The sequence below is a fragment of the Sphingomonas sp. Ant H11 genome (assembly GCF_000797515.1).
Classification (GTDB): Bacteria; Pseudomonadota; Alphaproteobacteria; order Sphingomonadales; family Sphingomonadaceae; genus Sphingomonas.
Genome location: NZ_JSBN01000040.1, coordinates 72,070 through 95,626 on the forward strand (window position 1 = coordinate 72,070; position 23,557 = coordinate 95,626).

The 23,557-nt window shown below is 62.6% G+C and carries 23 protein-coding genes and 6 pseudogenes; 24 read left to right on the forward strand and 5 right to left on the reverse strand.

Annotation, left to right across the window (positions count from 1 at the left end):
• Positions 1–44: 44 nt before the first annotated feature.
• Positions 45–266: a hypothetical protein gene (locus NW75_RS27730; RefSeq protein ID WP_331386026.1), complete on the reverse strand. Its 222-nt coding sequence runs from the start codon at positions 264–266 to the stop codon at positions 45–47.
• On the opposite strand from NW75_RS27730, the gene NW75_RS27735 reads away from it, so the two are divergent.
• The 4 genes from NW75_RS27735 to NW75_RS08895 all read left to right on the forward strand — a co-directional run bounded on the left by NW75_RS27735 (position 218) and on the right by NW75_RS08895 (position 3,003).
• Entirely contained in the window at positions 218–1,834 is a 1,617-nt protein-coding gene (locus NW75_RS27735) for a strawberry notch C-terminal domain-containing protein (protein ID WP_331386021.1), read from the forward strand. The genes NW75_RS27730 and NW75_RS27735 overlap by 49 nt on opposite strands.
• 76 nt (positions 1,835–1,910) lie before the next feature.
• Positions 1,911–2,174, forward strand: coding sequence for a type II toxin-antitoxin system prevent-host-death family antitoxin (locus NW75_RS08885; RefSeq protein WP_033964774.1), 264 nt, complete (start codon positions 1,911–1,913; stop codon positions 2,172–2,174).
• 179 nt (positions 2,175–2,353) lie between these two features.
• Positions 2,354–2,599 (forward strand): type II toxin-antitoxin system VapB family antitoxin, encoded by a 246-nt coding sequence (locus tag NW75_RS08890; protein ID WP_033964775.1) that lies wholly within the window; start codon positions 2,354–2,356, stop codon positions 2,597–2,599.
• Positions 2,599–3,003 (forward strand): type II toxin-antitoxin system VapC family toxin, encoded by a 405-nt coding sequence (locus NW75_RS08895; RefSeq protein WP_033964776.1) that lies wholly within the window; start codon positions 2,599–2,601, stop codon positions 3,001–3,003. The genes NW75_RS08890 and NW75_RS08895 overlap by 1 nt, the downstream gene beginning before the upstream one ends.
• Before the next feature lie 64 nt (positions 3,004–3,067).
• Here NW75_RS08895 and NW75_RS08900 read toward each other — a convergent pair whose 3' ends face one another.
• Together NW75_RS08900 and NW75_RS08905 are read right to left on the reverse strand one after the other, a co-directional pair.
• The gene (locus tag NW75_RS08900; protein ID WP_033964828.1) at positions 3,068–3,361 is read right to left on the reverse strand and encodes a hypothetical protein; all 294 of its coding nucleotides are present in this window, start codon (positions 3,359–3,361) and stop codon (positions 3,068–3,070) included.
• Positions 3,362–3,569: 208 nt separating this feature from the next.
• The gene (locus NW75_RS08905; protein WP_033964777.1) at positions 3,570–4,301 is read right to left on the reverse strand and encodes a MucR family transcriptional regulator; all 732 of its coding nucleotides are present in this window, start codon (positions 4,299–4,301) and stop codon (positions 3,570–3,572) included.
• A gap of 228 nt (positions 4,302–4,529) precedes the next feature.
• On the opposite strand from NW75_RS08905, the gene NW75_RS08910 reads away from it, so the two are divergent.
• The 12 genes and pseudogenes from NW75_RS08910 to NW75_RS23695 all read left to right on the forward strand — a co-directional run.
• Positions 4,530–4,946 (forward strand): hypothetical protein, encoded by a 417-nt coding sequence (locus NW75_RS08910; protein WP_231565068.1) that lies wholly within the window; start codon positions 4,530–4,532, stop codon positions 4,944–4,946.
• A gap of 46 nt (positions 4,947–4,992) precedes the next feature.
• Positions 4,993–5,442, forward strand: coding sequence for a hypothetical protein (locus NW75_RS08915; protein WP_231565069.1), 450 nt, complete (start codon positions 4,993–4,995; stop codon positions 5,440–5,442).
• Positions 5,442–5,609, forward strand: coding sequence for a hypothetical protein (locus NW75_RS25070; protein WP_193666777.1), 168 nt, complete (start codon positions 5,442–5,444; stop codon positions 5,607–5,609). Before NW75_RS08915 ends, NW75_RS25070 begins: the two co-directional genes overlap by 1 nt.
• Before the next feature lie 116 nt (positions 5,610–5,725).
• A complete protein-coding gene (locus tag NW75_RS08920) occupies positions 5,726–6,187 on the forward strand; it encodes a hypothetical protein (RefSeq protein ID WP_033964780.1) in 462 nt (153 codons plus the stop codon).
• A gap of 1 nt (position 6,188) precedes the next feature.
• Entirely contained in the window at positions 6,189–6,425 is a 237-nt protein-coding gene (locus NW75_RS08925) for a hypothetical protein (protein ID WP_033964781.1), read from the forward strand.
• A gap of 21 nt (positions 6,426–6,446) precedes the next feature.
• Positions 6,447–7,148 carry a hypothetical protein gene (locus NW75_RS08930; protein WP_033964782.1) on the forward strand — a complete coding sequence of 234 codons (702 nt, stop codon included), beginning with the start codon at positions 6,447–6,449 and terminating at the stop codon, positions 7,146–7,148.
• A 65-nt stretch (positions 7,149–7,213) separates the two neighbouring features.
• Positions 7,214–7,687, forward strand: a complete 474-nt coding sequence (locus NW75_RS22870) for a hypothetical protein (protein ID WP_052192333.1) — start codon at positions 7,214–7,216, stop codon at positions 7,685–7,687.
• Between the two features lie 5 nt (positions 7,688–7,692).
• Complete coding sequence (locus NW75_RS08940) at positions 7,693–8,697, forward strand: deazapurine DNA modification protein DpdA family protein (protein ID WP_033964785.1); 1,005 nt, start codon at positions 7,693–7,695, stop codon at positions 8,695–8,697.
• 90 nt (positions 8,698–8,787) lie between these two features.
• A pseudogene (locus NW75_RS08945) lies at positions 8,788–9,603 on the forward strand (DUF932 domain-containing protein); the annotation flags it as partial.
• Between the two features lie 612 nt (positions 9,604–10,215).
• Positions 10,216–10,584, forward strand: coding sequence for a hypothetical protein (locus NW75_RS25075; RefSeq protein WP_197057776.1), 369 nt, complete (start codon positions 10,216–10,218; stop codon positions 10,582–10,584).
• Positions 10,514–12,064, forward strand: coding sequence for a reverse transcriptase/maturase family protein (locus tag NW75_RS25080; RefSeq protein WP_052192334.1), 1,551 nt, complete (start codon positions 10,514–10,516; stop codon positions 12,062–12,064). The genes NW75_RS25075 and NW75_RS25080 overlap by 71 nt, the downstream gene beginning before the upstream one ends.
• Before the next feature lie 85 nt (positions 12,065–12,149).
• Positions 12,150–12,419, forward strand: a pseudogene (locus tag NW75_RS23695) (DUF932 domain-containing protein); the annotation flags it as partial.
• A 262-nt stretch (positions 12,420–12,681) separates the two neighbouring features.
• Here the strand turns inward: NW75_RS23695 and NW75_RS28205 are convergent.
• Positions 12,682–12,894: a hypothetical protein gene (locus NW75_RS28205; protein ID WP_197057864.1), complete on the reverse strand. Its 213-nt coding sequence runs from the start codon at positions 12,892–12,894 to the stop codon at positions 12,682–12,684.
• A gap of 445 nt (positions 12,895–13,339) precedes the next feature.
• Here NW75_RS28205 and NW75_RS28210 point away from each other — a divergent pair.
• From NW75_RS28210 to NW75_RS08995, 8 genes and pseudogenes are all read left to right on the forward strand, one after another.
• Positions 13,340–13,888, forward strand: a pseudogene (locus NW75_RS28210) (tyrosine-type recombinase/integrase); the annotation flags it as partial.
• A gap of 219 nt (positions 13,889–14,107) precedes the next feature.
• Positions 14,108–15,004, forward strand: a pseudogene (locus NW75_RS08965) (tyrosine-type recombinase/integrase); the annotation flags it as partial.
• A 15-nt stretch (positions 15,005–15,019) separates the two neighbouring features.
• Positions 15,020–16,025 (forward strand): annotated as a pseudogene (locus NW75_RS27740) (tyrosine-type recombinase/integrase).
• Between the two features lie 49 nt (positions 16,026–16,074).
• Complete coding sequence (locus NW75_RS08970) at positions 16,075–16,254, forward strand: hypothetical protein (RefSeq protein WP_033964792.1); 180 nt, start codon at positions 16,075–16,077, stop codon at positions 16,252–16,254.
• Between the two features lie 984 nt (positions 16,255–17,238).
• The gene (locus NW75_RS28215; protein WP_443024452.1) at positions 17,239–17,523 is read left to right on the forward strand and encodes a DUF3800 domain-containing protein; all 285 of its coding nucleotides are present in this window, start codon (positions 17,239–17,241) and stop codon (positions 17,521–17,523) included.
• Between the two features lie 187 nt (positions 17,524–17,710).
• A pseudogene (locus NW75_RS08985) lies at positions 17,711–19,848 on the forward strand (ParB/RepB/Spo0J family partition protein).
• A gap of 167 nt (positions 19,849–20,015) precedes the next feature.
• Positions 20,016–20,429, forward strand: a complete 414-nt coding sequence (locus tag NW75_RS08990; protein ID WP_006022619.1) for a hypothetical protein — start codon at positions 20,016–20,018, stop codon at positions 20,427–20,429.
• Between the two features lie 149 nt (positions 20,430–20,578).
• Positions 20,579–23,122: a strawberry notch-like NTP hydrolase domain-containing protein gene (locus NW75_RS08995; protein ID WP_033964840.1), complete on the forward strand. Its 2,544-nt coding sequence runs from the start codon at positions 20,579–20,581 to the stop codon at positions 23,120–23,122.
• A gap of 138 nt (positions 23,123–23,260) precedes the next feature.
• On the opposite strand, the gene NW75_RS09000 is transcribed toward NW75_RS08995, so the two are convergent.
• Positions 23,261–23,557, reverse strand: a 297-nt coding sequence (locus NW75_RS09000; RefSeq protein ID WP_033964795.1) for a tyrosine-type recombinase/integrase, incomplete at its 5' end; no start/stop codon positions are given.

A 23,557-nucleotide genomic window follows, 5' to 3' on the forward strand; every position in this document is an offset into this window, starting at 1 on the left:
CTGCTCTTTCCGACGAAGAGCGCGCCAGCCTGGACCTTGAGCTTTCACCGCTCGACACCCTCGTTGAGTATCTGCGCAGCGGTTTTCCGACGCGGCAGATGCGAACCTTCCGTACCGACCGCGGCGACCTGCGCTCCGAATTGATGGTCGATGAACATGGCAATCCTGTCCATTGTCAGGAGGCGATCCGCGCCCGCGACAATCTGATCGAGCAGCTTTGTTCGATGCCGGCTATCCCGGCCGCCCTCGATTCCTTGCTCCGCCATTTTGGCACCGACGCCGTCGCGGAGGTGACCGGCCGCAGCCGTCGTATCATTGTCGACAGGACCGGGCGCAGAAGCTCGAACGGCGCGGCGCCCGTGCGAGCATCGCCGACGCCGACGCCTTTCAGGAGGGGCGCAAAGCCGTGCTGGTCTTCTCCGATGCGGGCGGCACCGGGCGCAGCTATCATGCCGAGCGCAACGCCAAAAGCGCCGGGAGGCGTCGCATCCATTTCCTCCTCGAGCCCGGCTGGCGCGCGGCCGCCGCCGTCCAGGGGCTGGGTCGCACGCACCGCACCAACCAGACGATGCCGCCGGTGTTTCGGCCCGTTACGACCGACTGCAAGGGCGAGCGCCGCTTCATTTCGACGATCGCACGACGACTCGACAGCCTGGGGGCGCTCACCCGCGGTCAGCGGCAGACCGGCGGACAAAATCTGTTCGATCCGGCCGACAATCTCGAGAGCGATTATGCCCGCGAAGCGCTGAACCAATGGTATCATCTCCTGCACGATGGCAAGCTCGCCAGCACGACACTCGAGGCCTTTACCGAGTTGACTGGGCTCAAGCTCATCAATGCCGACGATGGCTCGCTGCTCGAACATCTTCCGCCGATCCAGCGGTGGCTCAACCGCATCCTCGCGCTGCGCATCGCCACGCAGAACGCGATCTTCGAAGAATATCTCGGGCTCATTCAGGCGCGGGTCGACGCGGCGCGCGAAGCCGGCACGCTCGATGTCGCGTCGAAACCATTCTTGCCGAGAAGATCATCTGCCTCGACGACCAGCTTCTCCGGCGCGACCCCGTCACCGGCGCCGAAACCCGCCTGCGGCGCCTCGAATTGCACATCAAACGCCATGCCACCAGTTTTTCACCGGTTGATGACGGTCTGGGGCGAGACTCCCGACATCGGCTATTTGTGGAACAGTCGATCCGGCCGTGTTGCGCTGCGCGTCCCGTCCTGGTCCGTCACGGACGAGGAAGGTCGCATCATTCCGATGTGCCGCATGGTTCGCCCGACCGGTAGCGATCGCCTGGATGCGGCCTCACTATGGCATTCGCACTGGACGGCGATCGAACCAGCCGATTTCCAGTCGCGTTGGGACGAAGAAGCCGTCGAAGCGCAGTCGAAGGTCGATGTCGAGACGATCAGTATCGCGACCGGCTTGCTACTGCCGGTCTGGCACAAATTGCCCGCTGATGATGTGCGCGTATGGCGCGTGTCGGACGAAGGCGGCAACAGTCTCCTCGGGCGCATAGTCCCCGACCACGCGATCGGCGCGCTCGCATCCGCCTTCGGCATCGATGCGGAACTCCGGCTCACGCCGCAGCAGATCATTGCCGCCGCGAGGGACGGAGCCGGCGCGCCGCTGCCGGGATTCGGCGACGCGCGTCTTGTCACTGCTCTCGTCAATGGACAGCGCCGTCTTGAGATCAAGGACTTCCCGCCTGAGCGGCGCGAGTGGCTGAAATCGCTCGGATGCTTCGTCGAGATCATAACCTATAAGGCACGGATGTTCGTGCCGGTCGATCGGGCGGAGGACATCCTGACAACCATCATGCCGGATCCATGATGGGCCGATTTTCCCGCACCCGATTCAGATTCAAAGAATCCTATAACCTCTATTATGCGGATATCGGGAGGGCACCATGCCGAATGCGAGCGTTTCGTCGGTCGAGTTTGAAAAGGCTGTCGGCCATTTCCTCCGCGTGGCGATGTACGCACCACTGACGATCACCAATCATGGCCGCGCCAGCCTCGTCTTGATGTGCGCGGCCGAATATGAGCGCCTGAAGCGCCGTGATCGCCACGTCCTCATAATAGACGATTTTACCGAGGAGGACAGGATCGCCGTCGCGGCGAGCAAGGTGCCTTCCGCCGCTGCGATGTTCGATTCCGAACTCGACACCTGATCGTGGCATTCCGACCCCAGTGCCCGGGTTCGTCATCGATATGCGTTTCTATGGGTGATGAGGCCAAGCGTGTGTGGGACGTAGACATGATCGATTCACCCACGGCTGTGAGTGTCCATCTTGCCAATGTAGATCGGATAGGCTACATAGTGTATGTATGAATCTACACGAGGTTCGCGATGACCATCAACGTCAACAATCCGCAAGCCGATGCCCTTACGCGCAAGTTTGCCGATATGGCTGGCGTCGGCATTACAGATGCGATCGTCATTGCCATGAAAGAAGCGATCGAGCGCAGGCGTGGGGCAGAGACGCCCCTTCAAACAGCGGCGAGACTGAGAGACAGGCACGGCATCACGATCAACAGTGAGACCAGGAAGCCGCTTCCGAGGCAAGTTTTCGATGAGATGTGGGACGAACGCTGATGTTCGTTGATGCCTGCGCGATCATTGCCCTTCTCTCCGACGAACCCGAAGCAAAGCGAGTATCTGAAGCTATTGCGGCTGCCGAAAGAAGAATGACGTCTCCGGTCGCGGTGCTGGAGGCGGCGCTCGGCCTTGCCCGCCCCGACAAGTTCAACCTGTCGGTCGAAGCCGTTGCACCAGTCATTCTCGAATTTCTGGACGAACGCGGGATCGAGGTTAGAGATATGCCCCCCGCAACCGATACGACCAGCCTCGCCCTATTCGCAGCGCATCGATATCGCTCAGGACGCCACGGCTTGAACCTCGGCGATTGCCTGCATTATGCCTGCGCAAAATACTATCGTGTGCCGATCCTGGCGACCCATGATGAGTTTCGGCAGACGGATCTCGAAACGGTCCCATGACCTCCAATGGATCATATACCAGATCCGCCACTCTGGCTCGGCAGCTTTATTCCAATGATACCCTTCAGGGTTCCAGCTGCGCCACAACCCGTTCCGCATAGCGCGCGTCGCTCAGATCGAGGCCGGCAAACGGGGCAAAACCTTCAATCGTCATGGCGATCGATTTGAGCCCCGCTACCCTGAAGCTTGCCAGCTTCGCCTCCACAGGCGGCCCACCGTTCCGTTCGATCACGACCGCGTCAACGAAGGGCGCATCGTGACGGGTATAGAGAATGTGCGGCGCTAGAATGACCATGCCACGATTATAGCTGGCACGAACGCACAACTGATTGCGGATCGCTTGCGAAAGCAACGCCACAGCGTCGGTCTCTGCGGAACCGTCGTCGCTGCGAGGCCGAATCGACAATGTCTTTCGCGGTGATTGCATATCCCGACAGCTAAAGGTGGGGCATCATCATCGCAAGCGACCAACGAGACGCGCAACTCCCCAATCCTTGCCCGGCTGATGCTGCACCAACACCCTGCAGCCTGTTCAATGGGCGGGAACGGGATCCCGCCCACCATGATCAGCTTGCTTCCGGCACCGCTTCCGCCGCTGCCTTCCGGCCGCGACGGGGCTTCGCTGCAGCCTCAGCTGCCACATCTTGCGTGGTGGGCTTTGTCTTTGCCTTGCGACCCCGCGTCGGCTTCACGATGGCCTCATTGGTCTCGGCAGCGGAAGCCGCTGGTACAGCCGCGGCCGGCTGTTTCGGTTTGCGGCCCGGCTTTGGGACCCCATCCTTGGCCGACACGGCCGACTTTGCTTTGGCGACACGCGCTTTCTTCACGGTCGGAGCCTTCTCCACCGTCTCCACCGGTGCCGGCGTCTCTTCACTTTCGCTCACCGCAACGGCCGGTGCCGCCGGCTTACGGCCAAGGCCCAAACGCTTCGCGACCTCTCGCCGCTGCTCGGAATAGCCTGGCGCAACCATCGGATAGTCCTTCGGCAACTTGTACCGATCCCGATACTCGGCCGGCGTCAGTCCGTTCGTCGACAGATGGCGCTTCAGGGTCTTGTACTGCTTGCCGTCGATCATACTCAGAATGTGATCGCGCGATGCCAGACTCTTGCGCGCGGTTACGGCCGCCGCAAATTCAGCCGCCGCAGTTTCTACAGGGGCGATATCACCGGCAAGAGCCGTTCGCGTCGTCTGAATAAGGCCGGCGAGCTCGACGCTCGGCACCAGATTGTTCGAAACATAAGCGCTCAAAAGCTGGACGGTGAGCGTCGTGAGATCAGGCGTCTCAGCATCGGCCATGGGGCACTCCTTCATCGTGCAAACAGATGCGCACCGCGGCGCGATAACCGCACCAATTTTCAAAGAGGTAAACACCAGTCCTGCCGTGGACCCGTCATGAAGTCAAAGGGGAGGGTGGGGGAGCTGGCGAACGAAGACGGTCGTCGCACGCAACTCAATCCCCTGGAGGCCACCATGGCAGACCGCGTATCCGTAACGATAATGCTCGGAGGCACGCTCCCGCGGGCATTGCTCGCCGAACTCGAGACGGCGATCACAGACGACGGCGCCTCGATCGACTGGGAGGGCTCGGAATTTGCCATCGCCGAACTGCCGGCCGATGAGCCCCTTTCCCTGATGGCCAACGAAGTGGCTTGGGGACGCTTCGAAGCGATCGAACAATTCTGTCGCGACAATCAGCTGATATTTGCTCGCTGGGCAGGCGGATGCGCTGGCAGCTTCGGACCTGAACGTGTCGTCTTTGACGGTATAGACGAGACGACGTTCACCGTCACCGATGACGACGAGGTCATGATCTCGCGCGATGATGTGCGTCGTCTGGGGTCAATCGCGTCCATCGAAGCGAATTTTGCCGCCGCCGACCTCACCGTGCCGCCCCTTGTCATCGTCGACGGCATCCTTCCCGATGGAGGCGATAATGGCTGACACCTGGATCCAGGGCAGCTTCGCCTTCAACTGCACCAACGCCGAAATGGCCCTGATCGAAGAAGCGTTTCAGGTTGCGGCCGATCTCATGGACGATTGCGAACCGTCCGATCCCACGCCCGAATTCCTCGCCATCTTTCCCCCGACCGACCCCGCCGATTGCTCGAGCGGCCTTCGTGCGATTTTCAGCGACCCGAACTTTCCCAGCTTCGGTGTCGACTTCGAGGGTGGTAACAGCCTCGAAGCGCCTGATGTCTGCACGATATGCTTCTTCAGCGACACCGACTTCCAGCCGGACCCTTTAGCCCAACTCATCCATCGGTGCTGCCGCGAGACCCTCACGAAGGCACCGATCGGCTTCGAATGGGCGCTAAGCTGCTCCAGGCCGCGAGTAAATGAATTCGGCGGGGGATGGTGCGCCATCTTCGCAGACCGCATCGAAATCGAAAGCACCCGCGAGGCGCTCGCCCGTGCCCTTGAGGGAGGGATCATCTGATGGATCGCCTCCTGCAGCTGTATGGCCCTTGGGGCGAACATCCTGCTCACCCCGTCGATGACTGGAAGGCCGAGGTCGCCAATGACGATACCCGGCTCGGCTATTGGGCCTGGGTCGCATCGCGCGCCGACGATGCGCAAAACCAGGTCACGCCTCGGCCAAATTGAGACGTGCCGGTCGCGCCAACCAAGCTTCCGCTGATCCCGATGGATCGACGCAATCATTCACCTGACCCCCAAACAAGCCCGGCCGACGCCGGGTTTCAACATCTGGAGACCTATCCATGTCTGCCACAGCTCAATCGATCTTCGACGCAGCGCCGCTGGGCGCCATCATTCGCTATTCCGACGGGACACCGCGCCCGCCGGACCGCTTCAAGCGCAAGGCGCAGGCATGGGAAGGCCGTAACGGCAAGGGCCAGCTTACCCAGCGATCGCCCGCTGGCACCGGTCAATATCCCTATCCGGCGACCTTCACACTGCACGAGGGTGACTATGGAAGCGGCGAAACCATCATCCTCTCGGTCAACAAGATCTTTTCGGTCAATGACGCCCGCACATTCGAGATCATTCGAATACCTCCCCCTGGCGCCGCGCTTGTTCTTCAGGAATGGGAGGGGCACCGCGAGCTGCTCCATGTCGCAGCCGGTGAAGCAGCCGCCTCCGCCTGGCTCGGCCGCCATGGCTATAGCCGCGCCCATGTCGAAATCGTCGGCGCCGCGGTACCTGCCACCACGGCTGCCTGACATGCCGTCCGTGCAGACCCGTCCCGACAGATCCCAGACGGACGCCGAGTACGAAGCAATCGGGCGCTACGTCATCACCGGTGTTCACCACTGCCTCGTGCAGCGTGACGGAGACATGTCCCCCATGATTTTGCCGGAAGCGGATGTCATCGCCGCCGGCGTCGCCCTGATTGATCGCATCCTCTGGAGCACGGACGGGTCCGAAGCCGATGGTCTCGACCCGGCGCTCCTCGCCTGACTTCCTCGAAAGGACAAGCTCATGACGCAGGCCCTACCGCCCTGCGCTTTGCCGCGCCTCTACAGCCAGACCGATCATGATGACCGGGGCAATTTCCACTATGATGGCGATCTCTATCGTCCGGGCGAAGCCTTGCCCGCGCTCTGTACCAGGATCGAAGGCCATCTTCACGGTCTCATCACGGGAGCCCGGTTCACCAGTCGCGGCGAGCGCTATACCGGCGGACGCAAGGTGACGGTCGAGCTCCTCGACACGCCCGCCGACCTGACCGAAGAATCCGAGCGCCGCGCATTCACAACCATGGTGCGAGACCAGATCGAGCGCTTCGGCTTCACCCGATCCAACTTCTACCAGGACTCTCTACAATGTGCGTTTCATTCGGACGTGCAGATCGGCAAAGCCTATTGGTCGGCGCTCGCCGCCAGACGCGGCAAAGCCAATGAAGTCGAGCCGCTGGTTTCGCTCGCGGCCTTCAAACGCCGGATCAAACCCGCCGACTGCCTGAAACTCATCGCCGCCCCCGACGGACACCGCGCGCTCGGGACGACCAGGACCATAAAGGCCGTCCGTTCCAGCGATCTCATCTTCGAGGGCAATGTCTATCTCGACTTCCCACGCGCCACTGGCTTCGCCTGTGATGGCCGGCGCGTCCGGATCGCCATAGGGAATGAGCACGAGCCCGATCGGCACCTTCTCTACGAATGGCTGCCGACGGAGCGGTAATCGCTCGACCGCGCGGCTGCGCAGACCATCCTTCCTTTCTTCGACTGCCTAATCGGAACACCATCATGACCGAACCGGACGACGCAATGTGGCGGGCCCTCATCGATTTCCGTGCGCGCCACGGACGGCGATGGAAGGACACGCTCTCGATCAAGTGGATGAACGGCGCTGACGAATATGAAGCCTTTAGCAGTTCGCTCAGAATGGTCCGCAACCATCTCGGCCCATCCTGGCTGTGTGACCTCAAAAAGGCGACGCTCGACGCCGCCGAACGCCGGCTGGCCGCTATCGACCGCCTGCCCGAGATGTGTGCCATGCATCTTCCTGAGACAGGCGAACCGATCATTATCAAGCGCGGCGAACGGGGCTACTGGCCGCTCCCCGACGGAATGTCCGTCGATCGGATCAACACGACCTTCAAGGCGACGCCGCCGCAGATCGCGGCGATGCTGGCCGGCTCCATGTTCGGGTGGCATATATCCGGTGCGGACCCTGACCGCTATGACGGCGCCGGCCGCCCCATATCGCGCCGCGTCTGATCCACATGGCTATCGAGGTGATCGTCGGACTTCCGGGGCTCTCGGAAGGTCCGCTGCTCGCCCGCGCCCGTGCCATGCAGGTGCCGGTCCTGGTCTCAGCGAACAGCTTTTCGCGCTGGGATCGGCGCAATCGCACACGGGAGTGGCGAGGATGGCGGTTGGGGTTGCTCGGAAACGCGCACGGCCTGGCATCGGTCGACCTAGACAGTGCCGGCTACGTGCTGGCCGTTCGCGAACGCGGCATCCCGTGGACCATCGACGACTATATCGCGCTTGCCTCCGGCCACCCGTTCCGACGCTTCGCCAGCCTCGATCTGTGCGTCGAACAGGCGGTCGCGCATGATCGCGATGAGGTTCTCGACAGGATCGCCCGGACGATCCAGCTCAATCGCGCCTGTCACATGCGCGCGTGCGACGCCGGCATCGCCCACCGCTTCATGCCGGTCTTGCAGGGCCGTCGTCCGGACGATTATCTCCGATCCTTCGACGGGGTGGCCGACCTGCTGCCACCCGACCAGCCACTGGGCGTGGGCAGCATGTGCCGCCGCCATCTTCACGGTCCCGAGGGACTGATCGCCGTGATCGAATTGCTGGATCGCCGCCTCCCAAAAACATTGCAGCTTCATCTCTTCGGCGTGAAAGGAAGTGCGCTTCCATCGCTTGCTATCTTCGGCGATCGCGTCGCCAGCATCGACAGCCAGGCCTATGGTGTCGCCGCACGTCGATCCGCACTCATGTCCGGACAGTCGAAGACCAACCGCTTCGTCGCCGATCATATGGCGCGCTGGACGGGCCGCCAGCTCGATCGTCTGCGTGAACCTGCTCCGGCAATTCAACATATGCTCGATCTGCCAGCCGGCCAGCCGCAGAATCCCGATCCCTGGACACAGGCCCTTGCCCGCGCACGCCAGCAAGTCCGCGACCTCATTGAGCAAGGCGAAATCGGCTTCGAGCAAATCACCGAAGCGTGGATACTCGAATGGGCAGCGAATCTGCCCGACGAGGCCTGATCGAAGGGGAGGGAGGGAACGGGGTGGTGGCGCGGGTCGGGTGAAACCCCTGTCGCCGCTGCTCCATCGTCCCCATCAGGAGAACCCCAAATGGCCAGTCTCGCTCTTGCCGCCGGCCGTCTCGTCGGCGGCGCCTACCATGTCGACATTTCTCGCGGTCGCAATGTCGGGCGCGTGTCTTCCGAATGGTTCTCGCGGCCTGACGACGAGAAGTTCCTGTCGCTGACCGAGCTGTACGACAGCGTCCGTTCCCGCGCGGAACGCGCCACGACGCGTGTGGTCGAGAGCAAGTCCGTTCGCGTCGAAGCGCGCAGCGAAGATCCCGAACGGCTTTCGCTCATCGTCCCCGGCGATGACCGGCCGGTGGCACCCACCAACTGGTCCTTCGGCCAGCTCTCGAGCCTCGTCGGCGCGCCGGCATCCTATCTGCGGACGCTCCCGGCGGCGCTCGCCGGCATCAATCTCCAGCATGGCCTGCTCTCCCACCGCGGTGAACAGGTGAAAATGCTTCAGACCGAAGATGGGCGCACCGAACTACGCGCCGTGACCGGCCCCGATTATGGCCGCATCTGGGATCATGAGCTTGTTGGCGCCGTCATGAAAATCGCCGGGGACGGCGTATCCGACACGCGCTGGAAAGTGCCGGGCGTTCTCGACTGGTCGAGCATGCGCTACAATCCCTATGTCGATGTCAGCCTGGAGACGACGACGCTCTATGCGTCCGATCGCGACGTCTTCCTCTTCCTCGTTGACGACACGCATCCGATCGAGGCCGGCAAACTCCCCAATGGCGATCCCGATCTCTACTTTCGCGGTTTTTATTGCTGGAACTCAGAAGTTGGCTCGAAGACGTTGGGAATGGCTACCTTTTACCTACGCGCGGTGTGCATGAACCGCAACTTGTGGGTGCGCCATGGTGGCGCGATCAATTGAGTGAAGGATGACTTCTCAGGAAACCAAGGAAAGCCTGATGCCCACCCAACTTACCTCGACCAGCAATGGTTGCGACCGGGAAACCGGCGGGGGACAACAGCATGTTGGGACAAGGCGTCCTCCGGGCCGAAACCATTGTAGGCTATCGGGACGTCAGGGCAAGACGTGCATGGTGAATGCTGGATTGCGTGAAGCCCAGATTCAGGAACTTTATTCGGGTCGTGACGCAGCAATGGTTGACGCGTCATGCCGTGCGAAGGGAGGACTACCCCATAGCGTCCTCCTAAACTTGGTCGCACGGTCCACCTCTCGTCGAGAGGCCAACGATCGAACGGGCCACCTACCCACGTCGCATCTCACTGATCGTGTAAACATGGGATCGCCTAAGCGGGCACCTCTCCGGTGTCCCGTAAGGCGACGGAGCCGCCATATTAGCCAAACGCCCGGGGTAATGACCGGGACAGCCATCCACGGATGGACGGGCATGAGTGAAACCGGCCGGGCAACCGGAAGGGGAATCTCCTCTGCGCGGGTGAAGGGCGGCGCGCTTGCTGGGTCTTTCAACTTCATAACGGAGGTCTGCTGATGCAACCGCTCACCGTAGAGAAGAGACTTGACTCAATCATCGACCTGTCACGCCAGGGAAAGCGTATCAACGGTCTGTTCCGGCTGCTCGGCTGTCCGCTCCTTTGGGAACGGGCCTATGGGCAGGTCGCTCCCAACAAGGGGGCGCTCACGCCCGGCATCGATCCCGACAACACCCTCGACGGCTTCTCGCTCGAAAGGATGGAACGGATCATGACCGCCGTGCTGGACGGCTCGTATCGCTTCTCTCCGGCCCGCAGGCAATACATCCCCAAACCCAATGGGAAGAAAACGCCCGTTGGGCATTCCTACTGCCGACGACAAGCTGGTGCAGGCGGCGGTGAAGATTTTGCTCGAACATGTCTATGAGCCGGTCTTTGCCGATCAATCGCATGGCTTCCGCCGGGGGCGGTCATGTCACAGCGCCCTGACTGAAATCAGGCGTACATGGCATGGCGTGAAGTGGCTGATCGAGGTCGATATAGTCGGCTATTACGACAACATCGACCATGACATCCTGCTGGGTCTTCTACGCAGGCGCATCGATGACGAGCGTTTGATACGGTTGATCGGGCGTATGCTCAAGGCTGGCTACCTCGAAGACTGGACGTTCCACCGAACGTTCAGCGGCGCTCCGCAAGGCGGCGTGATCTCGCCGGTCCTCGCCAACATCTACCTCCATGAACTCGATAGGTTCATGGCGGAGGTGAAAGCGCGGTTCGACAAGGGGCAGACGAGACGGCGCAGCGATGCCTATCTCGAAATCTCCAAGCAGATCCAGATCCGACGCAGAAAGATCGAACGGCGGCGGGCCAATGGCCAAGAGGAGGAAATCCCGGCGCTCGTCGAAGAGATCAGGGAATGGGAGCGGCGACGGCTCGAAGAGCCGGCTCTCGACCCGTTCGACCCCAACTACCGCCGACTCCGCTACTGCCGTTATGCCGACGACTTCGTCATAGGCGTGATCGGCAGCAAGGAAGACGCCCGCGGCATCATGGCCGAGGTGAGGACGTTCCTCGCCAACGGTCTGAAGCTCGAGGTGTCTGAGGAGAAGAGCGGGATCAGGAAGGCGGACGAGGGTGCCATGTTCCTCGGCTATCAGCTGAAAACATATGGCGATGGGCGAACCAGGCGCATGATCAAGGGCGGCCGTGCCGTCACCATGCGCTTGCCCGGAGATCGTATGCAGCTTCACGTGCCGGTGGACAGGCTAGCCCGGTTCGCAGAACGGCAACGTCTCGGCAATATATATACCAACCGGGGCGAGGCACGCTGCGAACTGATCAACAACTCCGATGTCGCGATCCTGACCGGATATAATGCGCTGATGCGCGGGCTGGCCGAGTATTATAAGCTCGGCACGCTCTGGAAAGATGAAGTCGGACGGCTGCATCACCTCTGGTGGTGGAGCTTCATGAAGACCATCTCGCGGAAGCACAAATGCTCGGTTCGGAAGACGGCAGAGAGGCTCCGGAATGGGGATAGCCTCGGCCTGTGGTATGAGGGCCGCCACCAGCGGCGCTTCATGCCGATGTTCCGCCTCAAGGATGTTCGGTCAACCCCGGCATCCGCGCGCGTCGACCGCCAAACGCTTGCACATATCCACTTCGCAGGACGGAACGACATCGTCGACCGCTTGCGAGCAAGGGCATGTCAGGCGTGCGGTACGGAAGATGTGCCGGTGGAGGTGCATCACGTCCGTAAGATGAGTGATATGGCTGGGACCACCTTGTGGACCCGCGTCAAGGCGGCCCGGACGCGCAAGCGCACGGTGCTTTGCCACGACTGCCACGTCGCGCATCATGCCGGGCGATTGCAGGAACGACTGGATCGCATGGTGCAAGCGTAGAAGCCGGATGATGGGAAACCATCACGTCCGGTTTCGTGGGAGGGGTAGAGGATCATCCCTTTGGGAACCCTCGCCCCTACCCGACGGCGTCGAAGATTTCGAGGAGATCTCCATCCGCCATTCCAAATACGCCGCTTCGCGCTTCGCCCATGAGGCGGCGCCGGCCTTGCTCAGCTTCGCGGACTCCTCACCGCAGCCGTTCATCACCGGCATCAAGGCGGCGCGCGAACGCATCGTCGCGCACAAGGACGAAGAGCGCACCGAATTCCTGCGCCGCCGCGGCTTCTCGAAAGCCGAGACGGGCAAAATCATCGACGCGGTGCTGGCCGAGGAAGGCCGCCCGCCGGAATATGTCTAATGTGGAGCTCCACATTACACGGCTTCTTTGCAGTCGCAGTTTATGTCGAGCGTGGCGGCGAGAGACGCAGGTTTCCTTCGGTTTTCCATGATTTCACTCCAGATAATTACGGTTCCCTCGACCTGAACAAGTCGAAGGAACCAACATGCGATCAAGATCATTATTGTCGTTTCGAGCGGCCCGGCTCCGGGTCGAAGACCCGCCCAGTCACGACGCTCTACTCACCGCATTCCTCTCCTCTCTGTCGCTCGACGAGAGGTCAGGCAGTGCGATTCTGTTTGGCGCTGCGGCCCGTCATTTCCTGCATTGGATGGAACTGCATGGGATCGCGATCCGCACGATCGACGATCGGACCGTTCGGCGGTTCGAGAAGCATCGGTGCCGTTGCCACCGGTATTCGGCGCAGCAGCCAGTCTATAAGGCGGACATTGCAGCGCGAGTCAGGCGCTTCGTCCGCTTCCTGGAGGATCAAGCTACGTCGGTGTCGACGACGGGATCGACGATCTGCCACGCACCTCGCCGACTATTTCGATGGGATCGATCGCTTGCAACTCGCGCAAGGACCGGCCCAGTCCTATCGATCCGAGGCCGAGCATTTCGCGGCCTGGCTTCGCATTGCGCGACGACAATGGGCCGATATCGATGACACGATCATCGACCAGTACGGCGCGCATGATTGTCGATGTCCGGTCTGGCGCAAGCGAGGCAAGCTTGTTGCCTCGGGCGCGAAGCGGCGGCGGCGAGGCGCTCGGCACTTCGTCGAGTTCTTGCGCGACCGCGGTGTCATCCCTTCAGTCGAACTGGTGTCGGATGACGACCCGCACATGGCGGCATATCTGGCATGGCTCAAGCAACACCGCGGCGCGACCGATGAGACGATCCGGCGCTACCGGGCCGATATCAGGCGGCTCGCGCCTATGCTCGGCGAGCCTTCACAATGGGATGCAGCCGTCCTCAGACGGGCGTTTCAACAACGAAGCAAGGAGACGCCGGGTTCGGCATCACTGCTCGTCACGATAATACGGAGCTATATTCGGTTCCTGGTCGTGCAGGGTATTTGCCGTCCAGCTTTGTTGCACGCGATCCCATCAGTGCAACGCTACCGTCTTTCGACGCTGCCCCGGCACGTTAACCCGGCAACGATCGAGCAGATCATCGGCGCATGTCCGACTGATCGCCCGGTGGAAGTTCGGGACAAGGCCATCATTCTCCTGCTCGCCCGGCTTGGCCTGCGTGCCGGTGATATTCGGGATATGCACCTCGACGATATCGACTGGCGCTCGGGCCACCTGACGGTCAAGGGCAAGACGCGTCGGCCTGATCGCCTGCCATTGCCTCAGGACGTCGGTGACGCGATCCTGGACTACATTGCCACGGCGCGTCCCAAGACCGCCGATCCGCATCTGTTCGTGCGCGCGCAAGCCCCGTTCCGTTCGTTCCGCTCATCGGCGGAGATCGCCGGCATCGTTGCACGCACGCATGAGCGCGGCGGGATCGAAGGCGTGCCGACCGGATCGCACATTTTTCCGGCATTCGCTTGCCACCAACTTGCTGCGCGCGGGCGCAGGGCTGGAGTCCGTTGGAACGATCCTGCGCCACAGCTCGCCCGAGACCACCGCCATCTACGCCAAGGTCGACCTGCCGATGCTCATGAAAATCGCGCAGCCATGGCCGGGAGAACCGTCATGCTGAGCACGCAGATTGCCAGATACGTCTCGCTGTATCGCAGCTTGGGGCGGAAGTTCTCGGAACAGGAACGACTGCTGCGCCAATACGCCGCTTTCGCTGAACGCTTCGGTGACCGGCACACCCGAGTGCAGCGCATCTACGACTGGTGCCACACGGCAAGCTCGCAAAACGTGGCTCGCCATAGGTACGACGCTGCTCGTAACTTCAGCCTTTTCGCTCATGCCGAGGACCCAGACAACGAAGTCCCGCCTGTCGGCGTTTTCGGCCGGGGGAAGCGGCCACGTCCCACTCCGACCATAATCGAAGCGGACCAGGTGCGGGCGATCATGGCGGCGGCATTGAACGTTCCGCCCCATGGCACGATTAGCCCATACACGTACCATTACCTGTTCGGCCTGCTCGCGGCGACAGGTCTCCGGATTTCCGAGGCTCTCGCGCTACAGTGCAACGATCTGGTCGAGGATGGGCTGGTCGTCCGCAACGGCAAGTTCGGCAAGCAGCGACTGATCGCCTTGCAGCCATCGACGCGCCAAGCACTCGAAGCCTACATTGCGATCCGCGCGAAGCACCCGGCCAAGTGTAATGACCTGTTCGTCACTATCCGGGGGCGGGCGCCGCACAAGGTGCGCGCCCACGTCGTGTTCGTCAGGTTGGCCCGGCTTCTCGGATATCGTGGAGCAACCGGTACGGCAGGCATGCGACTCCACGATCTGCGACATACGTTCGCTGTTCGCTCGCTTGAGTCCTGCCCGCGTGAGAGGGAGGCCATTGCCCACCACATGGCCGGTCTCAGTGTCTACCTGGGGCACGCGTCGATCGCCAACACGTACTGGTATCTCGAAGCCACGCCAGTGCTGCTGCGCGACATTGCGGCTGCAAGCGAGCAACTTTTTTCAAGGAGAAGCGGCATGACGGCGCTTGCTCCCCATCTCTCGGCATATCTGCGGGAACATCTGCCGCGCGAACGCGCCGTCAGCCCGCACACGGTGAAGACCTATGCCAACTGCTTCGTCCTCCTCGTCCAGTTCGCTGCCGATCGGCTGAAGCGCCGACCGACCGATCTCGAGGTTGAGGATCTCGGCACAGACATGATCATGGCCTTCCTCGATCATGTGGAGATCGGCCGCGGCAGCTGCGTGCGGACCCGCAATGGCAGGCTCGCCGCGATCCGATCCTTCTTCCGATACATCGAGTACCGGATTCCAGCCTGCCTCGATCAGGCACTCCGTGTCAGAGCAATCCCGACCAAGAAGACAGACAAGGCGCTGATCGATTACCTCGACCGGGCCGAGATCAAGGCTTTGCTCGATACACCCGATCCCCCGGACACGCCTCGGCACCCGTGATCGCGCGATGCTGCATCTTACCTATGCTGGCGGACTGAGGGTGTCGGAACTCGTAACGCTGCAACTGGGCGATTTCCCGGACCGCTCCCTGTCCACCATGCACATCATGGGCAAAGGGCGACGTGAACGGTCCTGCCGCTGTGGAAGGAGACCCAGATCGCATTGCGCGCATGGCTTGCGATCCGGCCTCAAGTTGAGGTCACCGAGATTTTCCTCAATGCCAACGGGCAGCCGATGACCCGCGACGGATTTGCGTTCCGATTGGCCGAGCACGTCAAGACGGCAGCGACGAAGCAGCCGTCGATCCTTGGGAAGCGCGTCACACCCCACGTGCTTCGTCATTCTTGCGCGATGCACACGCTCGCGGCGACGGGGGACATTCGCAAGGTCGCATTATGGCTCGGCCACGCCAGTATCCAGAGCACCGAGACCTACTTGCGCGCCGATCCCGAAGAGAAGCTGCAGATTCTCGCAGCCCACGGTGCCCCTGCGATCAAGCCGGGGCGCTTCAAGCCGCCTTCCGACGCCTTGATCACAAATGCTCACCGACGTTCGAAGGCGGGCCTGACCCGTCTTCGAACACTCCCTCTAACCCGCATATTATCTGGAGTGAAATCATGGAAAACCGAAGGAAACCTGCGTCTCTCGCCGCCACGCTCGACATAAACTGCGACTGCAAAGAAAGCATCTTCGATTTCGTCCAGGGCATCACCGCCGTCGCGCGCGACAAGCCCCACCAGGACGCGCGGCTCGAGCTCGAAGGCAAGGCCAAGAAGCTGCTCGATCGCGCCGCCTGATCCCCGCAATGCCGGAGATGCGGTTGTCCGTGTCTCCGGCTTTGCGTCCCCTAGCCATACTGTTTCCGGGCTGTCTTGTGGCCCAGATCCAGGTCACCTATTCAGTGGTGCGGCATGGAGCACAATCGCCAAACGAGCGACTGGATACAGAATGCTAGAGCAGGCGCCTGCGGAATATTACATCGATGAAAGCGGCAATACCGGCGACCTGAGCACGGTCAAAATCGACTCCTACTTCGTCGAACAGCGCATGTTCGCCTTGGCTGCATTCGGCTGCACGCTCGACCAGGACTTCACCGATAAATTGGGCGCACTAAAAAAGGCGCACCGCATCCAGTCGTCGGAGCTCAAATCAAAACAGGCTTATGACAAGCCGCGCTTCATCTTTGATCTTCTGGACCTCCTTGAGACGCGCCGCGCCCCAATCTTTATCGAGCTTGTCGACAAGCACTTCTTCGTTGTCGTGAACATCATCGAGCGAATGGTGGTGCCCTATGTGGGGGAATGCGACACTCAACCTGGCGCCCTTTGGATGAAGGGCGTTATGGCGAACTACATGGCGCTATATGCACCTCCCGAGCTGGCTCACGCCTTTGCCGCATGTTGCCAAAGCAGAGACCACGCGGAAATACGCGAACTTTACAAGCAAATAATTCGGTGGGCGCAGGGAAGCGGAGTTCCGCCTACTGACGTGGCGGCGGGGATCATCCGTTTTGCGCGCGACAGCTTGAAGGACTTCCGCAAGCTGCCGAAAGCCAAGGCCGTCGAGCGGGCATTACCGATTCCCGACAAGAATCCCGCCGGGAAGCTGCTCTGGGTTCTGCCGAACCTGACATCGTTCACCAACATCTACGCCCGGATCAATCGCTTCGCGCGAAAGCAGGTTTCCGGCGTGACGCTGTTCCACGACGAGCAATTGCAGTTCGGAGACATTCTTCTGCACAACAAGAAGCTCGCAGAGGACCTGGCGCAGCTTGGCGTGAAATTGCCCCTGCAGACGGCCGACTTCGAATTCTCGCAGGCGGCGACCTGCAATTCCAGCGATCGCACGATTCTATCGGCATTCAGGTCGCCGACGTCCTCGCCGGTTTCATCGCGCGATATGTACAGGACGCTGTGTGGGGCGGCGCCCCCATGCATCCTGACAAGGTAGCGATTTTCCGCCGCCTCGTCGCAACAGGCGACCGCAGCTTGGGTTCGGGTGTCAACTTCGTCGCGCCCGACAACATGATCCGCTTCCTCGGCATCGAACCGCGCTCGAATTTCTAGGGCGGCATCAAGCCGTCATGGGCGAATACGAAGGACTGGCGCGGGATCATCGCCGGTTCTGGCAGTGACCTTACCGATGGCGTTTGATGGTGTCGCTGCCCTCCTAGAGTGAGAGGGCGGTGCTTCGCTTCGTGACGGGTTTAGGGTCGAGAGAGAGGCTTTCGGCGCCCGTCGCGGAGTAAGTCTCATGGCAACTGCCATTCAGAAGATCACCCTGTCGTCGGCGCAGGACATCCCCTTCAACAAGCTGGTGCTGAGCCAGTCGAACGTCCGCCGCGTCAAGGCTGGCGTCTCGATCGACGAGCTGGCCGAGTCGATCACCCGGCGCGGTCTCATCCAGTCCCTCCACGTCCGGCCGGTGCTCGATGCCGACGGCCAGGAAACCGGCATGTACGAAGTGCCGGCGGGCGGGCGTCGCTTCCGCGCGCTGCAGCTCCTCGTCAAGCAGAAGCGCCTCACCAAGACCTCCAAGGTGCCGTGCGTGGTGTCGGACGCAATGCCGACATCCTCGTCGACGAGGTGTCGCTGGCCGAGAATATCGAACGCGCCCCGCTGCATCCTCTCGACCAGTTCCGCGCGTTCCAGGCGATGCGCGAGAAGGGCATGACCGAGGAGGCGATTGCGGCTGCATTCTTCGCGTCCGTCCAGGTCGTGAAGCAGCGGCTTCGCCTCGCGGCCGTCTCGCCGTCATTGCTCGATATCTATGCCGAGGACGGCATCACGCTCGAACAGCTCATGGCCTTCACCGTCACCAACGATCATGCGCGTCAGGAGCAGGTCTGGGAGTCGGTTCGCAATAGCTGGCAGAGGGAACCCTACCAGATCCGGCGCATGCTGACCGAGACCGCCGTCCGCGCATCCGACAAGCGGGCCGTATTCGTCGGCATCGATGCCTATGAAACCAACGGCGGCTGCGTGCTGCGCGATCTCTTCCAGGATGACGACGGCGGCTGGCTGCAGGATCCTGCGCTGCTCGATCGCCTGGTCGCCGACAAGCTGAAAGCCTCCGCCGAAGCGATCGCCGGCGAAGGCTGGAAATGGATCGAGGTGGCGATGAGCTTCCCCTATGGCGCCACCCACGGCCTGCGCGAGATCGTGGGCACGCCGCTCGACCTGACGGCTGACGAACAGGCGACCATCGAGGCGCTCAACGCCGAGTGCGCCAAGCTGGAGGCCGAATATGAGAACGCCGACGAGTTGCCGGACGAGATCGATCAGCGCCTTGGCGAAATCGAAACCGCGCTCGCCAGCTTCGACGAGCGGCCGGTCCACTACGAACCCGCCGACATCGCGATCGCCGGGGTCTTCGTCAGCCTGGACGCCGACGGCACGCTGTCGATCGACCGCGGCTATGTCCGACCCGAGGACGAGATCGCCAACCAGGCGGGCGATGGCGAGGGTGAAGAGCAGGATGGCGGCGACGATGACGCTGACTATCCGGCGTCGCCTTCGGTCCAGCGCGCGGTCATCACCATCTGCGGCAAACCTGCCGAGCCCGAGGAGGAGGACGAGGACGACACGATCAAGCCGCTCCCCGATCGACTGATCACGGAGCTGACCGCCGATCGCACCCTCGCGCTCCGCGACAAGCTCGCCACCGATCCCTCGGTCGCCTTCGTCGCCGTCCTGCACAAGTTCTGCCAGGACGTGTTCTACGGCGGCAGCCAGTACGGCTTCGCGATGGAGGTCAGCGTGCGGGGCACGACCTTCCATTCGCAGCCCGAAGGGCTTCGTGACAGCGTCTATGCCAAGGCGATCGAGGCCCGGCACGATAGCTGGCGCAAACGGCTCCCGGCCAAAGTCGCTGATCTCTGGGATGGGCTGGCCGCACTGACTGGCCCCGAACAGGCCGAACTCTTCGCCCATTGCGCTTCGTTCGGCGTCAATGCGCTTTATGAGCGGGCCGATCGCTACGGTGGCCGTGTCTCGGCGCATAGTGTCGAACAGCGCATCGCCGAAGCCGATCGCCTGTCGCTGGCGGTCGGGCTCGACATGGCCGAAGCCGGGTGGCGGCCGACCGTCGCCAACTATCTCGGCCGCGTCACCAAGCCCCGCATCCTCGAAGCGGTGCGTGAAGGCGCCGGCGAGCGCGCCGCCCAACTCATCGCACATCTGAAGAAGGGCGACATGGCGACCGAAGCCGAACGTCTCCTCGCCGAGACGGGCTGGCTGCCCGAACCGCTGCGCAATTCCGGCGCCGATGCCGAAAGCACCGAGGCGGACTCTGGCGAGGGCGACGAGGCGTTGCCGGACTTCCTCGACGGCGATGACGAGGAGACCAACACCGATGATGAGGAGGAACGGCACCTCGCCGCCGCGGAGTGACGGCGGTCCTCATCTGACTTGACGAGCCCGGCGTCCCTTCGGGGGCGTCGGGCTTTTTTTCATGCGCGCCGATCGAGAGGGAGAGTTTGGCCCGGACGTGGCGAGCCGGACATGGAGGAGAGAGCGCCTGCCGGCTCTCCCGTTCCCTGCTCTCCGGGAGTGGCCTCATGGCCGACTATTTCACCCATTTCTCATGCCTGCTCGATGTCGGCACGCCCGAGACCGCAGCCCGCGCGCTCGATCTCTACAACCAACTGTCCGAGGACGGAGCATCCGAGGAACCGCCGTCCGATGGCTTCCTCCTGTCCATCCAGCCCGAGCATGGCGGCTCCAAACTCTGGATGCGCGACGATGTCACCGGCGATCCCGAACGGCTGATCCAGTTCGTCATACGCTGCGCCGCCGAATTCCACCTCACCGGCCGATGGGGCTTTCAGTACGCCAACACCTGCTCCCGGCCGCGTCTCGATGGCTTCGGTGGCGGCGCGCATGTCCTCGATCTCGCGACCGGCGAAACTGTGGCGTGGATCTATACCAACGGTTGGCTCGCCGAGGTGATCGATGGCGGCGATGGTGCCTGACATCATCGAGACCATTGTCTGTCGCTTGATGGCGCGGCCGGGCCGCGCCCCTTGAGAGCGAGAGGAAGGCCGGGACGGGTTTGAGCCCGTCCGGTCCGAGAGAGAGCGCCGGCGGGCTTTCCCGCTCCGCTCTCCCGAGGACGTCTCCCATGAATGCTCACACCCTTGCGGCGGCGCTGCCGACCGCCGCCGATCAGCCGACCGACGCTGCCGCCATCCATGCCGCGGCACTTCTCCTCCTTCCTCACATCGAGCGCGGCGAGCGCATCGACGCCGCGGTCTTGCGCACCGCCATGGAGACCGCCTTCGGCGCGTCCGATACTGCCGGCGCCTGGGACTGGAAGGACGCCTATGACGCCTGCGAAGCCGCAACCGTCCTCATGCTCCGCAAATACGGAAAGGCGCTTTTGCGCAAAGCCGGGTCTCCGGCTGCGGCGGTTCCTCTGTTCGGCAAGATCGCGGGACTTCTGCCCACCCACACGCGCCGCTCCGAGGAGGCGCAGGCCTTCCAGCAATTCTCGACGCCGATCCCGCTCGGCCTGGCCGCGATCACTGCGGCCGCCATCACACCCGCCGATCGCGTGCTCGAACCATCGGCCGGCACCGGCCTGCTCGCCATCCTCGCCGAGATCGCCGGCGGCACGCTTGTCCTCAACGAACTCGCCGAAACCCGGGCCGCACTCATCTCCTCCCTCTTTCCGGCCATTCCCGTGACCCGCTTCGACGCAGCCCAGATCGACGATCATCTCGACCCGGCGACCGTCCCAACAATCGTGGTGATGAACCCGCCATTCTCGGTCCTCGCCAATGTCGAGGGGCGTGTCGCCGACGCAGCCTATCGCCATCTCGCATCCGCGCTCGCGCGGCTCGCCGATGGCGGGCGCCTGGTCGCGATCACCGGCGCGAATTTCGGCCCCGACATACCGGCCTGGCGCGACGCCTTCGTCCGCCTGCAGGAGAGGGGCCGCGTCGTGTTCACCGCCGCCGTCCATGGCTCAGTCTATGCCAAGCACGGCACGACCGTCGAAACCCGGCTGACCGTGATCGACAAGATCCCGGCCGACGAGCCATCCGCATTTCCGGCGTCCCCCGGCACCGCTCCCGACATCGCCACGCTGATGACGTGGATCGCCGAGCATGTGCCGCCGCGCCTGGCTGTCGCGCCTGCTGTTCAGGTCATGCCGACCGGCGCCACGCCGCGCACCGTTCGCGGCTATCTCGCGCGCACCGCGGCGACATCGGCGACCCGCGTGGGCCTCGCCGATCCCGAGGGCGTGCCGCTCGCCTATGAGACCGTCGACTGGACCCCGGCCGAGGGCGCCCGCCTCAGCGACGCGATCTACGAGCAATACGGATTGCAGACGATCCGTATTCCCGGCTCTCAGGCCCATCCCACCAAGCTCGTGCAATCCGCCGCCATGGCCTCGGTCGCCCCGCCCAAGCCGAGCTATCGGCCGACGCTGCCAGCGACCATCATGGACTCGCTCTCAGACTCCCAGCTCGAAACCCTGATCTTCGCGGGCGAAGCCCATTCCGATTTTCTCGCAGGTTCCTGGACCATCGACGACACTTTCGATGTCGTGGCGGCCGCCGCCGATGATGCAAACGGCGTCGTCCGCTTCCGCCGCGGCTTCTTCATCGGCGACGGCACCGGCGTCGGAAAGGGGCGCGAGTCGGCCAGCATCGTGCTCGACAACTGGATGCAGGGCCGGCGCAAGGCGGTCTGGATCTCCAAATCCGACAAGCTGATTGAGGATGCGCAGCGCGACTGGTCCGCACTCGGCATGGAGCGCCTGCTGGTCACGCCGCTCTCGCGCTTCCCGCGGGGCAAGCCGATCGCTCTGCCGGAAGGCGTCCTATTTACAACCTATGCCACGCTGCGTTCCGACGACCGCGGCGAGAAGGTTTCGCGGGTCAAGCAGATCGTCGAATGGTTGGGCTCCGATTTCGACGGAGTGATCATTTTCGACGAGGCGCACGCGATGCAGAACGCTGGCGGCGGCAAGGGAGAACGGGGCGATGTCACGCCCTCGCAGCAAGGGCGCGCGGGGCTTCGCCTGCAGCACGCCTTGCCCAATGCCCGCGTCGTCTATGTCTCCGCCACCGGCGCCACCACGGTCCAGAACCTTGCCTACGCGCAGCGCCTCGGTCTGTGGGGTGGCGACGATTTTCCCTTCTCGACCCGCGCCGAGTTTGTCGAGGCGATCGAGGCCGGCGGCGTCGCGGCGATGGAGGTGCTTGCCCGCGACCTTCGCGCGCTCGGCCTCTACACCGCCCGATCGCTGTCGTTCGACGGCGTCGAATATGAGCTGGTCGAGCACGAGCTGACCGCCGAGCAGCGGCGCATCTACGATGCTTATGCCGGCGCCTTCGCCATCATCCACAACCATCTCGATGCGGCCATGCAGGCGGCCAACATCACCGGCTCGACCGGGACGTTGAACCGCCAGGCCAAATCCGCCGCGCGCTCCGCCTTCGAAAGCGCCAAGCAGCGTTTCTTCGGTCATCTGCTAACATCGATGAAGACGCCGACGTTGATCCGCTCGATCGCGGCGGACCTGGAGGCCGGGCATTCCGCGGTCATCCAGATCGTCTCGACCGGCGAGGCGCTGATGGAACGGCGCTTGGCCGAAGTTCCGACCGAGGAGTGGAATGACATTCGCGTCGACATCACGCCCCGCGAAGCCGTGTAATGTGGAGCTCCACATTACACATATTCTTTGCAGTCGCAGTTTATGTCGAGCGTGGCGGCGAGAGACGCAGGTTTCCTTCGGTTTTCCATGATTTCACTCCAGATAATATGCGGGTTAGAGGGAGTGTTCGAAGACGGGTCAGGCCCGCCTTCGAACGTCGGTGAGCATTGTGATCAAGGCGTCGGAAGGCGGCTTGAAGCGCCCCGGCTTGATCGCAGGGGCACCGTGGGCTGCGAGAATCTGCAGCTTCTCTTCGGGATCGGCGCGCAAGTAGGTCTCGGTGCTCTGGATACTGGCGTGGCCGAGCCATAATGCGACCTTGCGAATGTCCCCCGTCGCCGCGAGCGTGTGCATCGCGCAAGAATGACGAAGCACGTGGGGTGTGACGCGCTTCCCAAGGATCGACGGCTGCTTCGTCGCTGCCGTCTTGACGTG